We start from the raw sequence: 15905 nt of genomic DNA, 5'->3' as shown, positions 1-15905 counted from the left end.
CATATTGGCACACAAGGTCAAAGGCGGCACCATGATCCTCCTGGTCGACAAGATCGAAAAAAGCTTCGGCGCACGCGTCCTCTTTAGCGGCGCGTCCTTCCAGATCAACCCCGGCGAGCGCTTCGCGCTCGTGGGCCCCAACGGCGCCGGCAAAACCACCATGCTTAAGATCATCATGGGCATCGACAGTCCCGACTCTGGCCAGGTCCAGTACGCCAAGGACTGCCAGGTGGGCTATCTAGAGCAGGAAACCAACCTGGAGCAAAAGGACACCACCATCCTCGCCGAGGTCATGGCCGCCGCCAAGGAAATTCGCCGCATGGGCGAGCGCGCCAACGAGCTGCAGGCCCAGATCACCGAGCTCTCCGAGAAGGGCAAAGACGTCGACGCGCTCCTCAACGAGTACGGCCAGGTCCAGGACCGCTTTGAGCACCTGGGCGGCTACGAGCTCGAGAGCAACGCCCGCAAGATCCTGTCCGGCCTTGGCTTTAAGGTCACCGACTTTGAGCGCCCGTGCTCCGAGTTCTCGGGCGGCTGGCAGATGCGCATCGCGCTTGCAAAGCTCTTCCTGCGCCACCCCGACCTGCTGCTGCTGGACGAGCCCACCAACCACCTGGACCTCGAGAGCGTCCAGTGGCTGCGCGGCTTTATCGCCAACTACGACGGCGCCGTGCTCATCGTCAGTCACGACCGCGCCTTCATGGACGCCTGCGTCGACCACGTCGCCGCGCTCGAAAACCGCCGCGTGACCACCTACACCGGCAACTACAGCAGCTATCTCAAGCAGCGCGAGGACAACCTGGAGCAGATGCGCGCCAAGCGCGCCGCCCAGGAACGCGACATCGCCCACATGCAGGTCTTCGTCGACAAGTTCCGCTACAAGCCCACCAAGGCCGCCCAGGCGCAGGAGCGCATCCGCAAGATCGAGCAGATCAAAAAGGAGCTCGTCATTCTGCCCGAGGGCCACAAGCACATCGACTTTAAGTTCCCCGACCCGCCGCGCTCCGGCGACATGGTCGTGGGCCTGGAGGGCGTCTCCAAATCCTACGGCGACAAGCACATCTACAGCGACATCGACCTCAAGCTCTACCGCGGCGAGCACGTGGCGCTCGTCGGCCCCAACGGCGCCGGCAAGTCCACGCTCATGAAGATCATCGCCGGCCTGGAGCCGCCTACCTCCGGCACCCGCGACCTGGGCACCAACGTGGGCGTCGCCTACTATGCCCAGCACGCGCTCGAGGGCATGACCGAATCGAACACCGTCCTGCAAGAGATCGACACCGTCACGCCCAAGTGGACCGTGCCGCAACAGCGCAGCTTGCTGGGCGCCTTCCTGTTTAGCGACAATGACGCAATCGAAAAGCAGGTCCGCGTCCTCTCCGGCGGCGAAAAAGCGCGCCTGGCGCTCGCCAAGATGCTCGTGGCGCCCGAGGCGCTTCTATGCCTGGACGAGCCCACCAACCACCTGGACATCGACTCGGTGGACATGCTCGAGAACGCCCTGCAAAACTTCCCCGGCACCATCGTGTTGATCAGCCACGACGAGCACCTGGTGCGCGCCGTGGCCAACCGCGTGATCGACATCCGTGACGGCAAGGTCACGGTCTATGACGGCGACTACGACTACTACCTCTACAAGCGCGAGGATCTCGCTGCCCGCGCCGCTGCTGAGGCGGCAGGGGAGAGCGCGCCGGTGGCAAGCAAGAGCAACAATGCCGCCAACGCCGTCCAGGCCAGTAGCCCCGCCGCGGCCCCCAAGCCTGCCGAGGGCAAAAAGACCAAAGAGCAAAAACGCGCCGAGGCCCAGGCCCGCGCCGCGCTCAACAAAAAGCTCAAGGGCGTGCGCAACCAGCTCAAGAAGATCGAGGCAGAGCTCGACAAAAAGCGCGCCCGCTATGACGAGCTTATGGAATTGATGGCAAGTGAAGAGCTTTATGCCGATCAGGACAAGTTCAACGCCGCGCTGGGGGAATATAACGGCCTTAAGCAAGAGCTGCCCAAGCTCGAGGACGAATGGCTGGAGCTTTCCACCCAGATCGAAGAGGAGACCGCGCGTGAACTCTCGTAAGGCCGCTGCCGTGGCGATGAGCATCATCGCCATCGTCTGTCGTATCTGCGGCATCTTTATGAGCGCGATGACCGTGCTGCTGTGCTTTAGCGGCCTCACCGCCAAGCTGCAGATCGTGGGCTTTGTCGTTGAGCTTTCGCGCGCCCTTCCGAACGCCATCGCCGGCTACGGCGTCATCACGTCGCCCTTTGGCGGTGTGTTCCGCCTGGATTACGCCATCGTCGCCGTGATCCTGTTTGTGGGCGATTACCTGCTCACGCGCGCCTCGCGCCGCGTCCGCTAGGGGAGCGCCATGTCCAGCAGCTACCTCATGAACCTGCTCGCCAGCGCTGTCGCCGTCATCGTGGGCATCGTTATCCACGAGAGCGCGCACGCCGCCGCAGCCTGGGCGCTCGGCGACAAGACGGCCCGTTCGCGCGGCCGCGTCTCGCTCAACCCGCTCAATCACATCGACCCATTTGGCACCGTCATCTTGCCGCTGCTCATGCTTGCCGCCGGCGGCCCGGTGTTCGCCTTTGCCAAACCCGTGCCCGTCTACCTCAACAACCTCAAGCACCCCAAACGCGACGAGGTCCTGGTGAGCGCAGCCGGCCCCGCATCGAACATCGCCCTCGCGTGTCTCGCGGCCGCCCTCATGCACGCGGCATACGGCAACCTCTACGCCAGCATGTCCTTTGCCGTGGCGTCCCAAATCATGAACTTCGGCGCCACCTTTATCGTGGTCAACCTGTCGCTCGCGTTCTTTAACCTCATCCCGATCCCGCCGCTCGACGGCTCGTCGATTATCGTGCCGTTCCTCAAAGGCAAAACGCTCGCCAACTACTATCGCCTGCAGCAATACGCCATGCCCATCCTCATCCTGGTGCTGTACCTGCTGCCCATGTGGACCGGCATCGACGTGATCGGACGGTATTTCGACGTTACCGTGTATCCGCTGGCCGAGTGGCTGCTCAACTTCGCAATCGCCGGCATCTAAGGTAAACTTACAGGTCGACCGTGCAAAACGGTCGCAACATGCACCCAAACCGCGCCGCGAAGGCGCCGTCAAAGGAGGTCGAAGATGTCGTATCGCGTGTCGACGCAGGTCTACAGCGGACCGTTCGACCTGCTGCTGCAGCTGGTAACCCGCCAAAAAGTTGATATCGGCGCCATCTCGATCAGCGAGGTGGCCGAGCAATACCTGGCCGAGGTCGAGCGCATTGAGGCACTGGACCTGGACGTGGCGAGCGATTTTTTGCTGGTCGCGGCAACCCTTTTGGACATCAAGGCCGCCTCGCTGGTACCCCAGGAGGCCCCGCGCAACACCGACGAGGATGGCGGCGACGAAGACCTCGAGGAACTCAGCGCGCTCGACGGCGACGCCCTGCGCGAGGTCCTGATCCAGCGCCTGATCGCCTACAAGCAGTTTAAGGGCGCGGCGGCAGCCCTTGGCGCGCGCATGCAGGCCGAGAGCCGCATGCATCCGCGCGTGGCCGGCCCCGACCCCGAGTTCCTAGGCCTTATGCCCGACTACCTGGCCGGCATCACGCTGCGTGGCCTGGCCGTCATCTGCGCCGACCTGGACGGCAAGCGCCAGACCTTCCTGCTGGAGGCCGAGCACGTGGCGCCGCATCGCGTGCCGCTCGACCTGACGGTGGCCTCGGTCGACCGCTTTACCATGGCGCACCAAACCTGCACCTTCCGCGAGCTGCTGGACGGCGACGCCACCACCGAGCAGCTCGTCGTCACCTTCCTGGCTATGCTCGAGCTCGCCAAACGTGGCTCGCTTACCCTGAGCCAGGACGAGATCTTTGGAACCATTCAAATAAACCGCGTCGAGGGCGCCGAGGCATACGTACCCGGCGAGGGCCCCGAGCTCACCGAATAGGAGCGGCAACCATGTCAACCCTTTCCACGCTGGAGGCAAACAGCCTCAAAGGCGCCCTCGAGGCGCTGTTGCTGGTGTCGAGCGACCCCGTGAGCGCACCCGCGCTGGCAGGTGCGCTGGATATCGCCCCCGGCGAGTGCGCGTCGCTGTTGGCCGAGCTCAAGGTTGAATACGAGGAGGCCAACCGCGGCTTTCAGCTGCGCGAGGTTGCCGGCGGCTGGCGCCTGTTTACGCATCCCGCCTACCACGACGTGGTCGAGGCCTACGTGCTGAGCTGGGACACGCAAAAGCTGTCGCAGGCGGCGCTCGAAACTCTGGCCGTCATCGCATACCACCAGCCCGTCACGCGCGAGGTGGTCAAGGGCATCCGCGGCGTCAACTCCGACGGCGTCATCGCGTCGCTCGTGGACAAGGGCCTGGTGCGCGAGCTCGGCCGCGACCCCCAGCGCGGTCAAGCCATCATCTATGGCACGACCAACGCCTTCTTGGAAAAGTTCGGTCTGCGCTCCACCCGCGACCTGCCTGACCTGGAGCAGTTTGCCCCCGACGAGCAGTCGCGTCAGTTTATCCGCGAGCGCCTGAGCGGCCGCAGCATTCAGTCCACGCTCGAGGAGCAGGCCGATGACCTGGATGAAGAGCGCGAACTGCTCGATACAGATGTTGAAGATGTTGAGGCAGTCGAGGACTTGGAAAACCTGGTCGTCGACGAGACCTCGGAGGATTTACATGACGAGGACTAACGAAGTAGGGGAGACGCGCGCCGGCGCTGCGGTGCCCAACGCGGATACGCACGAATCCGACGCCCAGCCCGTCTATCCGCACACCATGCGCCTGCAGCGCTTTTTGGCGCGCGCGGGCGTGGCGAGCCGCCGCGGATCGGAGGACCTGATGACCGCCGGCCGCGTGACCGTCAACGGCCAGATCGCGACCGAACTGGGCACCAAGGTCGACGTCGACCACGACCATATCGAGGTCGACGGCATGCCCGTCAAGCTCAACCAGGGCTCCGTGTACCTGATGCTCTACAAGCCGACCGGCTACCTCACCACCATGAGCGATCCGCAGGAGCGCCCTTGCGTGGCCGACCTGGTCCCGCGCGACCGATTTCCGGGCCTGTTCCCTGTGGGCCGCCTGGACCGCGACACCACGGGGCTTTTGCTCTTTACCACCGACGGCGACCTGTCGCAGGATCTGCTGCACCCCAGCAAGCATGTTTACAAGACCTACCAGGCGCTCGTGGACGGCAACCTGACCGATCGCGACTTAGAACCACTCCGCCGCGGCATCGAGCTCGATGACGGCCTGTGCCAGCCGGCGATCTGCCGCGTCATTAACGCGCGCGAGGCCGAGGCCGTAGCTCCGCAAGGCGTTAAGCCCGGCACCACCGCCGTGGAGGTCATCATCCGCGAAGGCCGCAAGAACCAGGTCAAGCGCATGCTGAGCAAGATTCACCACCCGGTGATCCGCCTGCACCGCTGCAACTTTGCCGGCCTGGAGCTCAAGGATGTGGCCAAGGGCTCGTGGCGCGAGCTCACCGACCGCGAGGTGCAGATTCTTAAGACCGGCGGCATCCCGCCCAAGCAGGCCGCTTCCGAGCGCGCCGCCGCGCCCGCGACCAACACCGCGAGTCGCACGCGTCACCACGGTAGCCACGGCTCCGCGCCCAAGCGCAACACCTACCGCGAGCGCTACACGAGCTAGGCAATCGCAAAGCCCCAGCGCCCGCGTCCCATACCAGCACGTCAACCACCGAAAGGAAGCATTGCATGATCGTCGCCATCGACGGCCCCGCCGGTTCCGGCAAGTCCACCATCGCCAAGGAGATTGCCCGCCAGCTGGGCTTTAACAAGCTCGACACGGGCGCCATGTATCGCGCCGTCACCTTCGCCGCGCTCGACCGCGGCATCGACCTGGACGACGAGGCGGCCATTGACACCCTCGCCGAGCAAATCGAGATCCGCTTTACCAACGGCACCGGCGAGGACACGCGCCTGACCATTGACGGCCAGGACGCTTCGGCCGCCATTCGTACCCCGCAGGTCGACGCCAACGTGTCCAAAGTCTCGGCCTACCCGGGCGTGCGCGCCGCCATGCTCATTCACCAGCGCCGCGCCGCCGAGGACCGCGATATCGTGGCCGAGGGTCGTGACATCGGAACCGTCGTGTTCCCCAACGCGCAGGTCAAGGTCTTCCTGACCGCCGACCCGCGCGAGCGCGCCCGCCGCCGCGTGCTGCAGCGTCACCAAAACGACGCCCAACCGCTTACTGCCGAGCAGCTCGAGGCCGAGGTCGACGAGACTCTCGACGCCCTTAAGCAGCGCGACAAGCTTGACAGCAGCCGCGAGGTCGCCCCGCTCGTGCCCGCCGAGGACGCCGTGCACGTCGACTCCACCGCCCATACCATCGACGAGGTCGTCCGCATTATCGAGGACCTCATCAACCAAAGGAGGTAGCCCATGCGCCTGTTTAAGCAGACGCCCGAGGACTATTACAACGCCCCCTACGCAGAGTTCCCAGCGCTCATTCGCGGCACCGTCGTCGTAGTCATGGCCATCCTTTGGGCCTTCTCCAAGCTCATGTGGCGTTGGAAGGTCGAGGACGCCGACCTGCTGTTTGAGCGCCAGGAAGGCCGCGGCAGCGTGGTCATCTGCAACCACACCTCGATGGCTGAGCTCTTGGCCGTGGAGACGGCGCTGTTCTTTGGCGGCCGCCGCATTCGCCCTATCTTTAAGTCCGAGTTCGCCAAGACCAAGATCGTGCGTTGGGCCTTTAGCCGTGTAGGCGGCATTCCCGTAGAGCGCGGCACTGCCGATATGAAGTGCCTGCGCGCCGCCCAGCATGCGCTGCAGCGCGGCGAGGATGTCCTGATCTTCCCCGAGGGCACGCGCATCCGCTCGCGCGAGATCAAGCCCGAGGTCCACGGCGGTTTTGCGCTCATCGCTCAGATGGGCAAGGCGCCCGTCAACCCGCTCGCCATTTGCGGCTGGTCCGACATCACGCCCGCGGGCAAAAAGCTCATGCGTCCCAAGAAGTGCTGGATTCGTGCCGGCAAGGCCGTCGCGCTTTCGGACGCGCCGGCCGGGCTTAAGCGTACGGAGCGCCTGGCCTGGTTTGAGTCCGAGGCCATGAACCGCGTCTACGCCATGCGAGACGAGCTGTGCGCCGAGCATCCGGGCAGGTTCTAGCCATGAGCGAGAACGTGACGAACACCGCCGCGACTGCGTCCGACCAGGCAACCGCGCCTACCATCGAGATCGCCGCCCACGCCGGCACTTGCTACGGCGTACAGCGTGCGCTCGATATGGCGCTGGCCGCTGCGCCGCAGGCAGGGGAGTGCACTCAGGTCCATACCTTGGGTCCGCTCATCCATAACCCTATCGTGGTGCGCGAGCTCGCTGAGGCAGGCGTTAGCCTGGCTGAGAACCTGGATAGCGCCGCAACCGGTACCGTGATCATCCGCGCCCACGGCGTGGTGCCGCAGGTGATCGATGCTGCCCGCGAGCGCGGCCTTACCGTGGTCGACGCCACCTGTCCCTACGTGAAGAAGGTCCATGTGGCCGCCGAGCGCCTGGTACGCGAGGGCTACCGCGTGGTAGTCGTAGGCGAGCCGGGCCATCCCGAGGTTGAGGGCATCTTGGGCCACGCCGGCAATGATGCGCAGGTCGTGAGCTGTGCCGCCGACGCCACCGCCTTGTCGCTCAAGGGCAAGGTAGGCCTCGTCGTGCAGACCACTCAGACCGCACAGAACCTCGCCGAGGTCGTGGCAGCTATCACCCCGCGCGTGCAGGAGCTACGTGTGATCAACACCATCTGCGCTGCCACGAGTGAGCGTCAACGAGCAGCAGCCACACTTGCTAACCGCTGCGACTGCATGGTCGTGGTGGGCGGCAAGAACTCAGGCAACACCCGCCGCCTAGCGCAGATTTGCGCAGACGCCTGCGAGCGCACGTATCACATCGAGGAAGCTTCTGAGCTCCAGGCCGCGTGGTTTACCGAAGCTCACCACATCGGCATCACCGCCGGAGCCTCCACCCCGCAAGAACACATCGAACGCGCCGTCGAGCGCATCAAGGAGCTTTGCCGCTAACCATGGACCAGACCGTACCCGCATACGCCGCCGAGGTGGCCGATTACGGGCGCAGCCGCGACCCCGAGCCGGGTGAGGGCGCGCTCGTAAAGAACGTGCGTCCCGAATCGCCCGCGTGGGATGTGGGTATCGAGCGGGGCATGCGCGTGCTCACGGTCAACGGTGAGCAGCTTACCGACATGATTGTGTGGCTCTGGGAAGCCGACGATGATACCGTCGACCTCGAGGTTTTCGACCCGCGCGACAACAGCGTCACCCCCGTCGAGCTCGACCGCTTCCCGGGAGAGGACTGGGGCCTTGAATTCGATGGTCCCATCTTCGACGGCATGCGCACCTGCGTAAACGCCTGCGTGTTCTGCTTTATGACGATGCTCCCCAAGGGCGGCCGCTCCACGCTCTATATCCGCGACGACGACTATCGCCTAAGCTTTTTGCAAGGCAACTTTGTCACGCTTACGAACCTCACCGACGAGGACGTGCAAAACGTCATCCAGCGCAACATGAGTCCCATGAACGTGTCGGTCCACGCTGTGAGCCCCGACGTCCGCCGTCGTATGATGGGCCGTAACGCCCAGCGAGGCATGGACGTACTCGAGACCATCATGGCCGCCGGCATCGAGATTCACGCGCAGATCGTACTGTGCCCCGGCATGAACGACGGCGAGGAGCTGGAAAAGACCCTGCGCTTTTGCGAGGAGCATGAGCAAATCACAAGCCTGGGCATTGTGCCGCTCGGTTTTACCAAACACCAAAACCGCTTTAGCTGGTCATACAGCGACAAGCCCGAACTGGCGCGCGAGACCATTGCCATGATCCGTCCCTACCAGGATCGTGCCTACGAACGCTTTGGCCGCCACACCTTCCAGATGAGCGACGAGTTCTATCTGGACGCCGGCATCGATCCTCCCGAGGCAGACTTTTACGACGGCTATCCGCAGTACTACGACGGCATCGGCATGATCCGCTCGTATCTGGACGAGACCGACGACGTGTTGACCACCGATGCTGAGCGACTGGCCCGCGTCCGCGAGGCCATCGCCGCCCGCAGCCAGCACCTGCTGTGCCTCTCGGGCGCCAGCGCACGCGACACGGTGGCCCGCTTTGTGGAGTCGCCCAAGGGACTCGCCGGCACTGTCACGGCCATCAAGAACCGCTACTTTGGCGGCAACGTGGACGTGACCGGTCTCATCGTCGCGTGTGACATTCTGGAGCAGCTGCCGCAAGACCTGTCGGGGGTTATGCTCTTTGTGCCTAAGCTCATGTTCAACGCTGACGGCATGACGCTTGACGAGTATCATCGTGACGATTTACTCGCAAGCCTTACCAGTCGCGGCGCCGAGGTTCATGTGGTATCGACCATGCCGCATGAGTTGCTCGATACCCTGGAGCACATCCTTGGCATTGCGCCTGCCGACTCTACTAATTCCGCTGACCCTACCCATTAAAGGAGAGCAGATGAAACCTATCGTCGCCGTCGTCGGACGCCCCAACGTGGGCAAGTCCACGCTCGTTAACCGCCTGGCCCAGACCTCGGACGCCATCGTCCACGAGTCCCGCGGCGTTACTCGCGACCGCTCGTATCACACGGCCGATTGGAACGGCCGCGAGTTCACCATCGTCGACACGGGCGGTATCGAGCCGCTCAAGAGCGACGACGTCTTTGCCACGTCCATCCGCGACCAGGCCCTCGCCGCCGCCGAGGAAGCCGCCGTCATCCTGTTTGTGGTCGACGGCCGCACCGGCGTCACCGAGGAGGACGAGTCGGTCGCTCGCATGCTCAAGCGCTGCGACAAGCCGGTCTTTCTGCTGGTGAACAAGCTCGACAACCCCGATCGCGAGAACGACAGCATCTGGGAGTTCTATTCGCTCGGCATCGGCGAGCCCACGCCGCTCTCGGCCCTGCATGGTCATGGCACGGGCGACCTGCTCGACGACATCGTGGCCCTGTTGCCCGAGGAGGAGGACGAGGTCGCCGATGAGTTCCCCGATGCGCTGAACGTGGCCATCATCGGCCGCCCCAACGCCGGTAAGTCCTCGCTGTTCAACCGCATCCTGGGCGCCGACCGCTCTATCGTGTCCAACATTGCCGGCACGACGCGCGACGCCATCGACACTGTCGTCGAGCGTAACGGCAAGCACTACCGCATGGTCGACACCGCGGGCATTCGCAAGAAGAGCACCGTGTACGAGAACATCGAGTACTACTCCATGGTCCGCGGCCTGCGCGCCATCGACCGCGCCGACGTGGCGCTGCTCGTCGTCGACGCCTCCGTGGGCGTTACCGAGCAGGACCAGAAGGTCATGGGTCTTGCCATCGAGCGCGGCTGCGCCATCGTTGTGCTGCTCAACAAGTGGGATCTGCTCGACGACGACCGTAAGCGCGAGGCCTGCATGGAGACCATCGACCGCCGTCTGGGCGTCATGGCTCCCTGGGCCCAGTACCTGCGCATCTCTGCTCTCACCGGCCGCAGCGTCGAGAAGATCTGGGCGATGGTAGACGCCGCCGAAAAGACGCGCTCGCAGAAGATTAGCACCTCGCGCCTCAACGCGTTCCTCACCGACCTGCGCGAGTTCGGTCATACCGTGGTGGACGGCAAGCGCCGCCTGCGCATGCACTACGTGACCCAGACGGGCGTCAACCCGCCGACGTTCACGTTCTTCGTCAACCATAGCGACCTGGTCAACGACACCTACCAGCGCTACGTAGAGAACCGCATGCGCTCGACCTTCGACTTTGCCGGCACGCCCATTCGACTCTTCTTTAGGAAGAAGGAGCAAAAGGATGCATAATCCGATTCTGCTGACCGCCATCTGCGCCGTGGTCTCGTTCTTTATCGGGGCGATTCCGTTTGGTCTGATCTTGGGCCGCGTGTTCAACCACACCGACATTCGCAAGGCGGGCTCCGGCAACATCGGCACCACCAACGCCCTGCGCGTGGCCGGCCCTAAGGTGGCCGCGCTCACGCTGTTGCTCGACTGCCTTAAGGGCGCCATCTGCGTCCTTATCGCCCGTCCGTTCATCGCGAGCGTGGGCTATGGATTTCCGCCGAACATCATGGCGCCCGGAGCCCCCGGCGACTGGATGCTCGGTGTCATTTGCCTGGCAGCGGTGTGGGGCCATATCTTCTCGCCCTACCTCAACTTCCATGGCGGCAAGGGTATCGCGGTTGGTCTGGGCGTCATCCTCGCCTGGTACTGGCCCATTGGCCTGTCGCTGCTCGGCATGTTTATCGTGGCCGTCGCCATCACCAAGTTTGTGTCGGTGGGCTCGCTTGCCGCGGCCATCGGTCTTCCCATCGCCGCCTGCGCGGTCTTTCCGTACAGCAGCCTAGGCCTCAAGTTCTGCATGGCGATGATCGGCATCACCGTGGTGTGGGCCCATCGCTCGAATATCCAAAAGCTCATGGCCGGTAAGGAGTCCAAGCTCTCGTTTACCAAGCGCGTCACCGAGCCCGACGATAAGTAGGAGAGAGTCATGAATGTTGCGCTGATTGGCTCCGGCTCCTGGGGAACCGCCGTCGCCGGCCTCGCCGCCGAGCGAGCCGAGCGCGTGACCATGTGGGCCCACAGCGAGCAAACGGCCACCGGCATCAATGCCGAGCACCGCAATCCCCGGTATCTGGTGGACTACGAGCTGCCCGGCAACGTTGTCGCCGCCACGGACCTGTCGCAGGCGCTCGACGGCGCCGAGGCCATCATCTTTGCCGTGCCCTCCACGCACCTGCGCAGCGTATGCCATCAGGCAGCACCCTTCATCGCCGCCGACACCCCGGCACTCTGCCTCACCAAGGGTATTGAGCCCGAATCCGGCCTGCTTATGAGCGAGGTCATCGCCAGTGAGATCGGCAACGAGTCGCGTGTCGCGGCGCTCTCGGGCCCCAACCATGCCGAGGAGATCTGCCGCGGCGGGCTTTCTGCCGCCGTCATCGCCAGCAAAGATCCGCAGGTAGGGGAGACCTTTAAGGACCTGCTCCTATCCACGGCCTTCCGCATCTACCTGTCGCAGGACATGACCGGCGTCGAGGTTTGCGGCGCCATGAAAAACGTCATCGCCATCGTGTGCGGCATTTCCGCCGGTTCTGGTGCGGGCGACAACACGCTTGCCCTTATCATGACGCGCGGCCTGGCCGAGATCAGCCGTCTGGTGCACGCCCGCGGCGGTCAAGCCATGACCTGCATGGGTCTTGCCGGCATGGGTGACCTCATTGCCACCTGCACTTCCGAGCATTCGCGCAACCGCACCTTTGGCTACGAGTTTGCCCACGGCGTCTCGCTCGACGAGTACCAGGCACGTACGCATATGGTGGTCGAGGGCGCCGTCGCGGCCCGCAGCGTCAGTGAGCTTGCCCGTTCACTGGGCGTAGACATTCCGCTCACCTTTGCCGTGGAGCAAACGCTCTACAACGGTGTTACTTTGGATAGGGCGCTCGAGATTCTTACCGATCGCGTCCCCTCTCAAGAGTTCTACGGACTCACCGACTAGCGCAGAAAGGCTACTACCATGGGTTCCATTAAAATCGCTCCGTCCGTCCTCTCGGCCGACATGGCCAACCTCAAGGGCGAACTCGACAAGATCGCCGGCGCCGACTACGTGCACTTCGACGTCATGGACGGCCACTTTACCGGCAACCTCACCTTTGGCGTTGACATCCTTAAGGCCGTCAAGCGCTCCACCAATGTACCGGTCGACGCGCACCTCATGGTGTCGAACCCCGACGAGACGGTCGATTGGTACGCAGACGCCGGCGCCGATATGATCACCGTACACTACGAGGCCTCCACGCACCTGCACCGCACGCTCACCCATCTGCAGCAGCGCGGCGTTAAGGCCGGCGTGGTGCTCAACCCCGCCACCCCCGTGTGCGTGCTCGAGAGCATCATCGACGTCGTCGATATGGTGCTGCTCATGAGTGTGAACCCGGGCTTTGGCGGCCAGAGCTTTATCCCGGGCACCATCGCTAAGCTCCACGAGCTCAGGGCCATGTGCGAGCGTCACGGCGTTTCGCCCCTCATCGAGGTCGACGGTGGCATTTCTTCCAAGAACATTGCCGAGGTCGTCAAGGCCGGCGCCAACGTGCTCGTGGCCGGTTCTGCCGTATTTAAGTCCGAAGATCCCGCTGCCGAGGTTGCGCTGCTGCAGAAGCTGGGCAACGAGGCCGCACAGGAGGCATAAACCCTTATGACCGCAGGTCAAAACCGCATACCCGTGAATCTTGACTATGCCGCCTCGACGCCCATGCGCGCCGAGGCGCTCCTTGCGCAGCGCGAGTACGACGACAGCGAGCTTGCCGGCGTCAACCCCAACTCGCTGCATTCGCTCGGCCGCAAGGCTGCCGCGCGTCTGGAGGTTGCACGTCGCGAGATCGCCCGCAGCTTTGGCGCGCGCGTCCGCCCGTCCGAGATTGTACTGACCAACGGCGGCACCGAAGCCAACCAGCTGGCGCTGCTCGGTCTTGCCGAGGGCACTCGTCAGCGCGATCGCAAGCGCGATCGTGTAATCGTTTCGGCCATCGAGCACGATTCGATTCTGGACAACCTGCCGTTGCTGCGTGCCGCCGGCTTTACCGTCGACCTGGTGCAGCCCTGCCGCATGGGCTACATTGAGCCTGCCACGCTTGTCGAGCTACTAGGCGACGACGTGGCGCTCGTGAGCATCATGGTTGCCAACAACGAGACCGGCGTGGTGCAGCCCATCCGCGAGCTTGCCGCGGCCACGCATACCGTTGGCGCCCTGTTCCACACCGATGCCATCCAGGGGTATCTGCATATTCCGCTCGATGTCACCGAGCTGGGCGTCGACGCCATGTCCGTCGCAGCCCACAAGATCGGTGGCCCCGTGGCATCCGGCGCGCTCTACCTTAAGAACCGCACGCCGCTGCGCCCGCGCATCTTTGGCGGCGGACAGGAAGCCGGACGTCGTGCCGGCACGCAAGACCTGCGCACGCAGCTCGCCTTTGCCGCTGCCGCCTCGTCTCTGACGCCCCATGTGGCTCAGGAGCGCGCGAAGCTGCAAGCCCTTTCCGACAAGCTCTACGCCACGCTTACGGCCCACCAGCGCATTCACGCCACCATGGGTGACTACGCACAAGCCGACCGTCTGCCCGGCATGGTATCGATCTACATTGACGGCATGGACTCCGAGGAACTCATCATCAAGCTCGACGCCGCCGGCTTTGAGGTGTCGGCAGGCTCGGCATGCTCGAGTGGCAGCATGGACCCGAGCCATGTTTTAAGCGCGATGGGCATCGGTCGCGAGCAGGCATTGGGCGCACTACGCATTTCCTTTGACGACCGCGTGAATCCGGACGATCTGGACGAGTTTGCCCAGACGCTGCTCTCGATCGTAGGCGCCGCATGATCGTCGCCGAGCTTGAGCGCGCGCTGCTGGCACGCTATCCCAAGACCGATGCCGAGAGTTGGGACCATGTAGGATTCTCCGTCGGCGACCCTGCCGCGGAGATTACCGGTGTTGCCTGTGCACTCGATGCGACCGAAGCCAATGTGCACCGCGCCCAGGAGGCCGGCGCCAACGTGCTGCTAACGCATCATCCCATCTATATCAAGGCGCCCGAGGCGTTTTGTCCGTCGGATTCCACACGCCCCCAATGCAGCGCCGCGCTGTACGAGGCAGCTCGTTGCGGCGTGAGCATCATCTCGCTTCACACCAACCTGGACCGCTCGCACGAAGCGCGCGTTCGCCTGAGCGATTTGCTAGGCGCAAAGCCCATAAGCTCGCTGGAGCATGCGGACGAGCCTGAACTCACCGGTCTGGGCGCCCTTGCGACCCTCAACGACCCCTGCAGCCTGCGCGACCTTGCCGCCCGCGCCGCCCAGGAGTTTGGCAGCGACCCGCGCGTGTGGGGCGAGGCAGATCACCCGTGCCGCACCATCGCCATTTTGGGCGGCTCCTTAGGCGACTTTGGAGAGCTCGCCATCGCCGCGGGCGCAGATGTTATCGTGACGGGCGAGGCAGGCTACCACGTGGCACAGGACCTTGTCTTGCGCGGGCTGCCGGTGATCTTGCTCGGCCACGACCGCTCCGAGGAGCCGTTCGTTGATATATTGATGAACTCTGCAGTTGACGCCGGGGTCGACCCCCGTCATGCGATTAAAATACTGAACCCTTGCCAATGGTGGACTGTGACAAAAGGAGAGAACTTATGAGCGCCGGCGCTACGCTACTCAAGCTGCAACAGATCGATTTGGAGCTCGCCCGCAACAAGAGCGAACTTGCCAATATGCCGGAGCTCAAGGAGCTCGCTTCCAAGCGCAAGACCTATGTGAAGCTCAAGTCCGAGATGACCAAGCTCTACGCCCAGCGCAAGGATCTGGACATTGAGCTCGACGATCTCAACACCACCGAGATTCAGACCAACAACGCCATCGAGGCCGCCAAGAAGCGCCACGTGGACGGCTCCGACTACCGCGAGGTTCAGGACCTGGAGAACGAGCTCGCCACCCTGGCCAAGCGCTTGGACAAGATCGAGCACACCCGCAAGGACGTCGTCGTCGCCCATAAGGAAGCGCTTGACCGAGAGGCTCGCGCGCAGGCCATCATCGCCAAGTTCGAGGAGGGCGTGAAGGCCGATACCAAGGCTGCCCGCGCCAAGGCTGCCAATCTGCAGGCTCAGATCGATGCCGCCACCAAGGAGCGCACCGCGCTTGCCGCCACGCTGCCGACCGACGTGCTCACCGATTACGAACGTCTGCTCAAGCAGTTCCGCGGCCTGGCCGTCGAGACCATCAAGGGCAACATCCCCACGGTCTGCCACACCGCGCTGCAGGCATCGTCCATGAGTGACCTCAACCACGACGGTAGCGAGATTACGCACTGCCCGTACTGCCACCGCCTGCTGGTGCTCCCGAGCAAGGAAGCTTAAACG

The 15905-nt window shown here is 63.8% G+C and carries 17 protein-coding genes; all 17 read left to right on the top strand.

Going from position 1 to position 15905, the window contains the following annotated elements:
• Positions 1 to 31: 31 nt before the first annotated feature.
• On the top strand, positions 32 to 2068 hold the full coding sequence (locus PMX72_RS01000) for an ABC-F family ATP-binding cassette domain-containing protein (RefSeq protein ID WP_271729303.1): 2037 nt from the start codon (positions 32 to 34) through the stop codon (positions 2066 to 2068).
• Positions 2055 to 2351: a hypothetical protein gene (locus PMX72_RS00995; RefSeq protein ID WP_271729302.1), complete on the top strand. Its 297-nt coding sequence runs from the start codon at positions 2055 to 2057 to the stop codon at positions 2349 to 2351. The genes PMX72_RS01000 and PMX72_RS00995 overlap by 14 nt, the downstream gene beginning before the upstream one ends.
• A 9-nt stretch (positions 2352 to 2360) precedes the next feature.
• Positions 2361 to 3044 carry a site-2 protease family protein gene (locus PMX72_RS00990; RefSeq protein WP_271729301.1) on the top strand — a complete coding sequence of 228 codons (684 nt, stop codon included), beginning with the start codon at positions 2361 to 2363 and terminating at the stop codon, positions 3042 to 3044.
• A gap of 84 nt (positions 3045 to 3128) precedes the next feature.
• Positions 3129 to 3935 carry a segregation and condensation protein A gene (locus PMX72_RS00985; RefSeq protein ID WP_271729300.1) on the top strand — a complete coding sequence of 269 codons (807 nt, stop codon included), beginning with the start codon at positions 3129 to 3131 and terminating at the stop codon, positions 3933 to 3935.
• Between the two features lie 11 nt (positions 3936 to 3946).
• Positions 3947 to 4675, top strand: a complete 729-nt coding sequence (gene scpB, locus PMX72_RS00980) for an SMC-Scp complex subunit ScpB (RefSeq protein ID WP_225093589.1) — start codon at positions 3947 to 3949, stop codon at positions 4673 to 4675.
• Positions 4662 to 5636, top strand: a complete 975-nt coding sequence (locus PMX72_RS00975; RefSeq protein ID WP_271729299.1) for a pseudouridine synthase — start codon at positions 4662 to 4664, stop codon at positions 5634 to 5636. Before scpB ends, PMX72_RS00975 begins: the two co-directional genes overlap by 14 nt.
• Positions 5637 to 5701: 65 nt before the next feature.
• Entirely contained in the window at positions 5702 to 6388 is a 687-nt protein-coding gene (cmk, locus tag PMX72_RS00970; protein ID WP_271729298.1) for a (d)CMP kinase, read from the top strand.
• A gap of 3 nt (positions 6389 to 6391) precedes the next feature.
• Positions 6392 to 7120, top strand: coding sequence for a lysophospholipid acyltransferase family protein (locus PMX72_RS00965; RefSeq protein ID WP_271729297.1), 729 nt, complete (start codon positions 6392 to 6394; stop codon positions 7118 to 7120).
• Between the two features lie 2 nt (positions 7121 to 7122).
• On the top strand, positions 7123 to 8022 hold the full coding sequence (locus tag PMX72_RS00960) for a 4-hydroxy-3-methylbut-2-enyl diphosphate reductase (RefSeq protein ID WP_271729296.1): 900 nt from the start codon (positions 7123 to 7125) through the stop codon (positions 8020 to 8022).
• A 2-nt stretch (positions 8023 to 8024) separates the two neighbouring features.
• A complete protein-coding gene (locus PMX72_RS00955; RefSeq protein WP_271729295.1) occupies positions 8025 to 9467 on the top strand; it encodes a DUF512 domain-containing protein in 1443 nt (480 codons plus the stop codon).
• A 10-nt stretch (positions 9468 to 9477) separates the two neighbouring features.
• The gene (gene der, locus PMX72_RS00950) at positions 9478 to 10812 is read left to right on the top strand and encodes a ribosome biogenesis GTPase Der (protein ID WP_117776260.1); all 1335 of its coding nucleotides are present in this window, start codon (positions 9478 to 9480) and stop codon (positions 10810 to 10812) included.
• Positions 10805 to 11488, top strand: coding sequence for a glycerol-3-phosphate 1-O-acyltransferase PlsY (plsY, locus tag PMX72_RS00945; RefSeq protein ID WP_271729294.1), 684 nt, complete (start codon positions 10805 to 10807; stop codon positions 11486 to 11488). The genes der and plsY overlap by 8 nt, the downstream gene beginning before the upstream one ends.
• Before the next feature lie 9 nt (positions 11489 to 11497).
• The gene (locus PMX72_RS00940; RefSeq protein ID WP_195404950.1) at positions 11498 to 12505 is read left to right on the top strand and encodes an NAD(P)H-dependent glycerol-3-phosphate dehydrogenase; all 1008 of its coding nucleotides are present in this window, start codon (positions 11498 to 11500) and stop codon (positions 12503 to 12505) included.
• Positions 12506 to 12523: 18 nt separating this feature from the next.
• Positions 12524 to 13195 carry a ribulose-phosphate 3-epimerase gene (gene rpe, locus PMX72_RS00935; protein ID WP_271729293.1) on the top strand — a complete coding sequence of 224 codons (672 nt, stop codon included), beginning with the start codon at positions 12524 to 12526 and terminating at the stop codon, positions 13193 to 13195.
• 6 nt (positions 13196 to 13201) lie between these two features.
• On the top strand, positions 13202 to 14380 hold the full coding sequence (locus tag PMX72_RS00930) for a cysteine desulfurase family protein (RefSeq protein ID WP_271729292.1): 1179 nt from the start codon (positions 13202 to 13204) through the stop codon (positions 14378 to 14380).
• Positions 14377 to 15186: a Nif3-like dinuclear metal center hexameric protein gene (locus PMX72_RS00925; protein ID WP_271729291.1), complete on the top strand. Its 810-nt coding sequence runs from the start codon at positions 14377 to 14379 to the stop codon at positions 15184 to 15186. Before PMX72_RS00930 ends, PMX72_RS00925 begins: the two co-directional genes overlap by 4 nt.
• The gene (locus PMX72_RS00920; protein WP_117648517.1) at positions 15183 to 15902 is read left to right on the top strand and encodes a zinc ribbon domain-containing protein; all 720 of its coding nucleotides are present in this window, start codon (positions 15183 to 15185) and stop codon (positions 15900 to 15902) included. Before PMX72_RS00925 ends, PMX72_RS00920 begins: the two co-directional genes overlap by 4 nt.
• Positions 15903 to 15905 lie beyond the last annotated feature (3 nt).

It is taken from the genome of Collinsella aerofaciens, assembly GCF_028207065.1.
In the GTDB taxonomy this organism is placed as follows: domain Bacteria; phylum Actinomycetota; class Coriobacteriia; order Coriobacteriales; family Coriobacteriaceae; genus Collinsella; species Collinsella aerofaciens_AR.
The sequence above is the reverse complement of the archived record's forward strand: the minus strand, read 5'-3'. Positions and strand labels throughout refer to the sequence as shown.

Coding starts and splice junctions, on each gene's coding strand:
- PMX72_RS01000 (WP_271729303.1), top strand. CDS start 32: ATGATCCTCCTGGTCGACAAGATCGAAAAAAGCTTCGGCGCACGCGTC.
- PMX72_RS00990 (WP_271729301.1), top strand. CDS start 2,361: ATGTCCAGCAGCTACCTCATGAACCTGCTCGCCAGCGCTGTCGCCGTC.
- PMX72_RS00985 (WP_271729300.1), top strand. CDS start 3,129: ATGTCGTATCGCGTGTCGACGCAGGTCTACAGCGGACCGTTCGACCTG.
- scpB (WP_225093589.1), top strand. CDS start 3,947: ATGTCAACCCTTTCCACGCTGGAGGCAAACAGCCTCAAAGGCGCCCTC.
- PMX72_RS00975 (WP_271729299.1), top strand. CDS start 4,662: ATGACGAGGACTAACGAAGTAGGGGAGACGCGCGCCGGCGCTGCGGTG.
- cmk (WP_271729298.1), top strand. CDS start 5,702: ATGATCGTCGCCATCGACGGCCCCGCCGGTTCCGGCAAGTCCACCATC.
- PMX72_RS00965 (WP_271729297.1), top strand. CDS start 6,392: ATGCGCCTGTTTAAGCAGACGCCCGAGGACTATTACAACGCCCCCTAC.
- PMX72_RS00960 (WP_271729296.1), top strand. CDS start 7,123: ATGAGCGAGAACGTGACGAACACCGCCGCGACTGCGTCCGACCAGGCA.
- PMX72_RS00955 (WP_271729295.1), top strand. CDS start 8,025: ATGGACCAGACCGTACCCGCATACGCCGCCGAGGTGGCCGATTACGGG.
- der (WP_117776260.1), top strand. CDS start 9,478: ATGAAACCTATCGTCGCCGTCGTCGGACGCCCCAACGTGGGCAAGTCC.
- plsY (WP_271729294.1), top strand. CDS start 10,805: ATGCATAATCCGATTCTGCTGACCGCCATCTGCGCCGTGGTCTCGTTC.
- PMX72_RS00940 (WP_195404950.1), top strand. CDS start 11,498: ATGAATGTTGCGCTGATTGGCTCCGGCTCCTGGGGAACCGCCGTCGCC.
- rpe (WP_271729293.1), top strand. CDS start 12,524: ATGGGTTCCATTAAAATCGCTCCGTCCGTCCTCTCGGCCGACATGGCC.
- PMX72_RS00930 (WP_271729292.1), top strand. CDS start 13,202: ATGACCGCAGGTCAAAACCGCATACCCGTGAATCTTGACTATGCCGCC.
- PMX72_RS00925 (WP_271729291.1), top strand. CDS start 14,377: ATGATCGTCGCCGAGCTTGAGCGCGCGCTGCTGGCACGCTATCCCAAG.
- PMX72_RS00920 (WP_117648517.1), top strand. CDS start 15,183: ATGAGCGCCGGCGCTACGCTACTCAAGCTGCAACAGATCGATTTGGAG.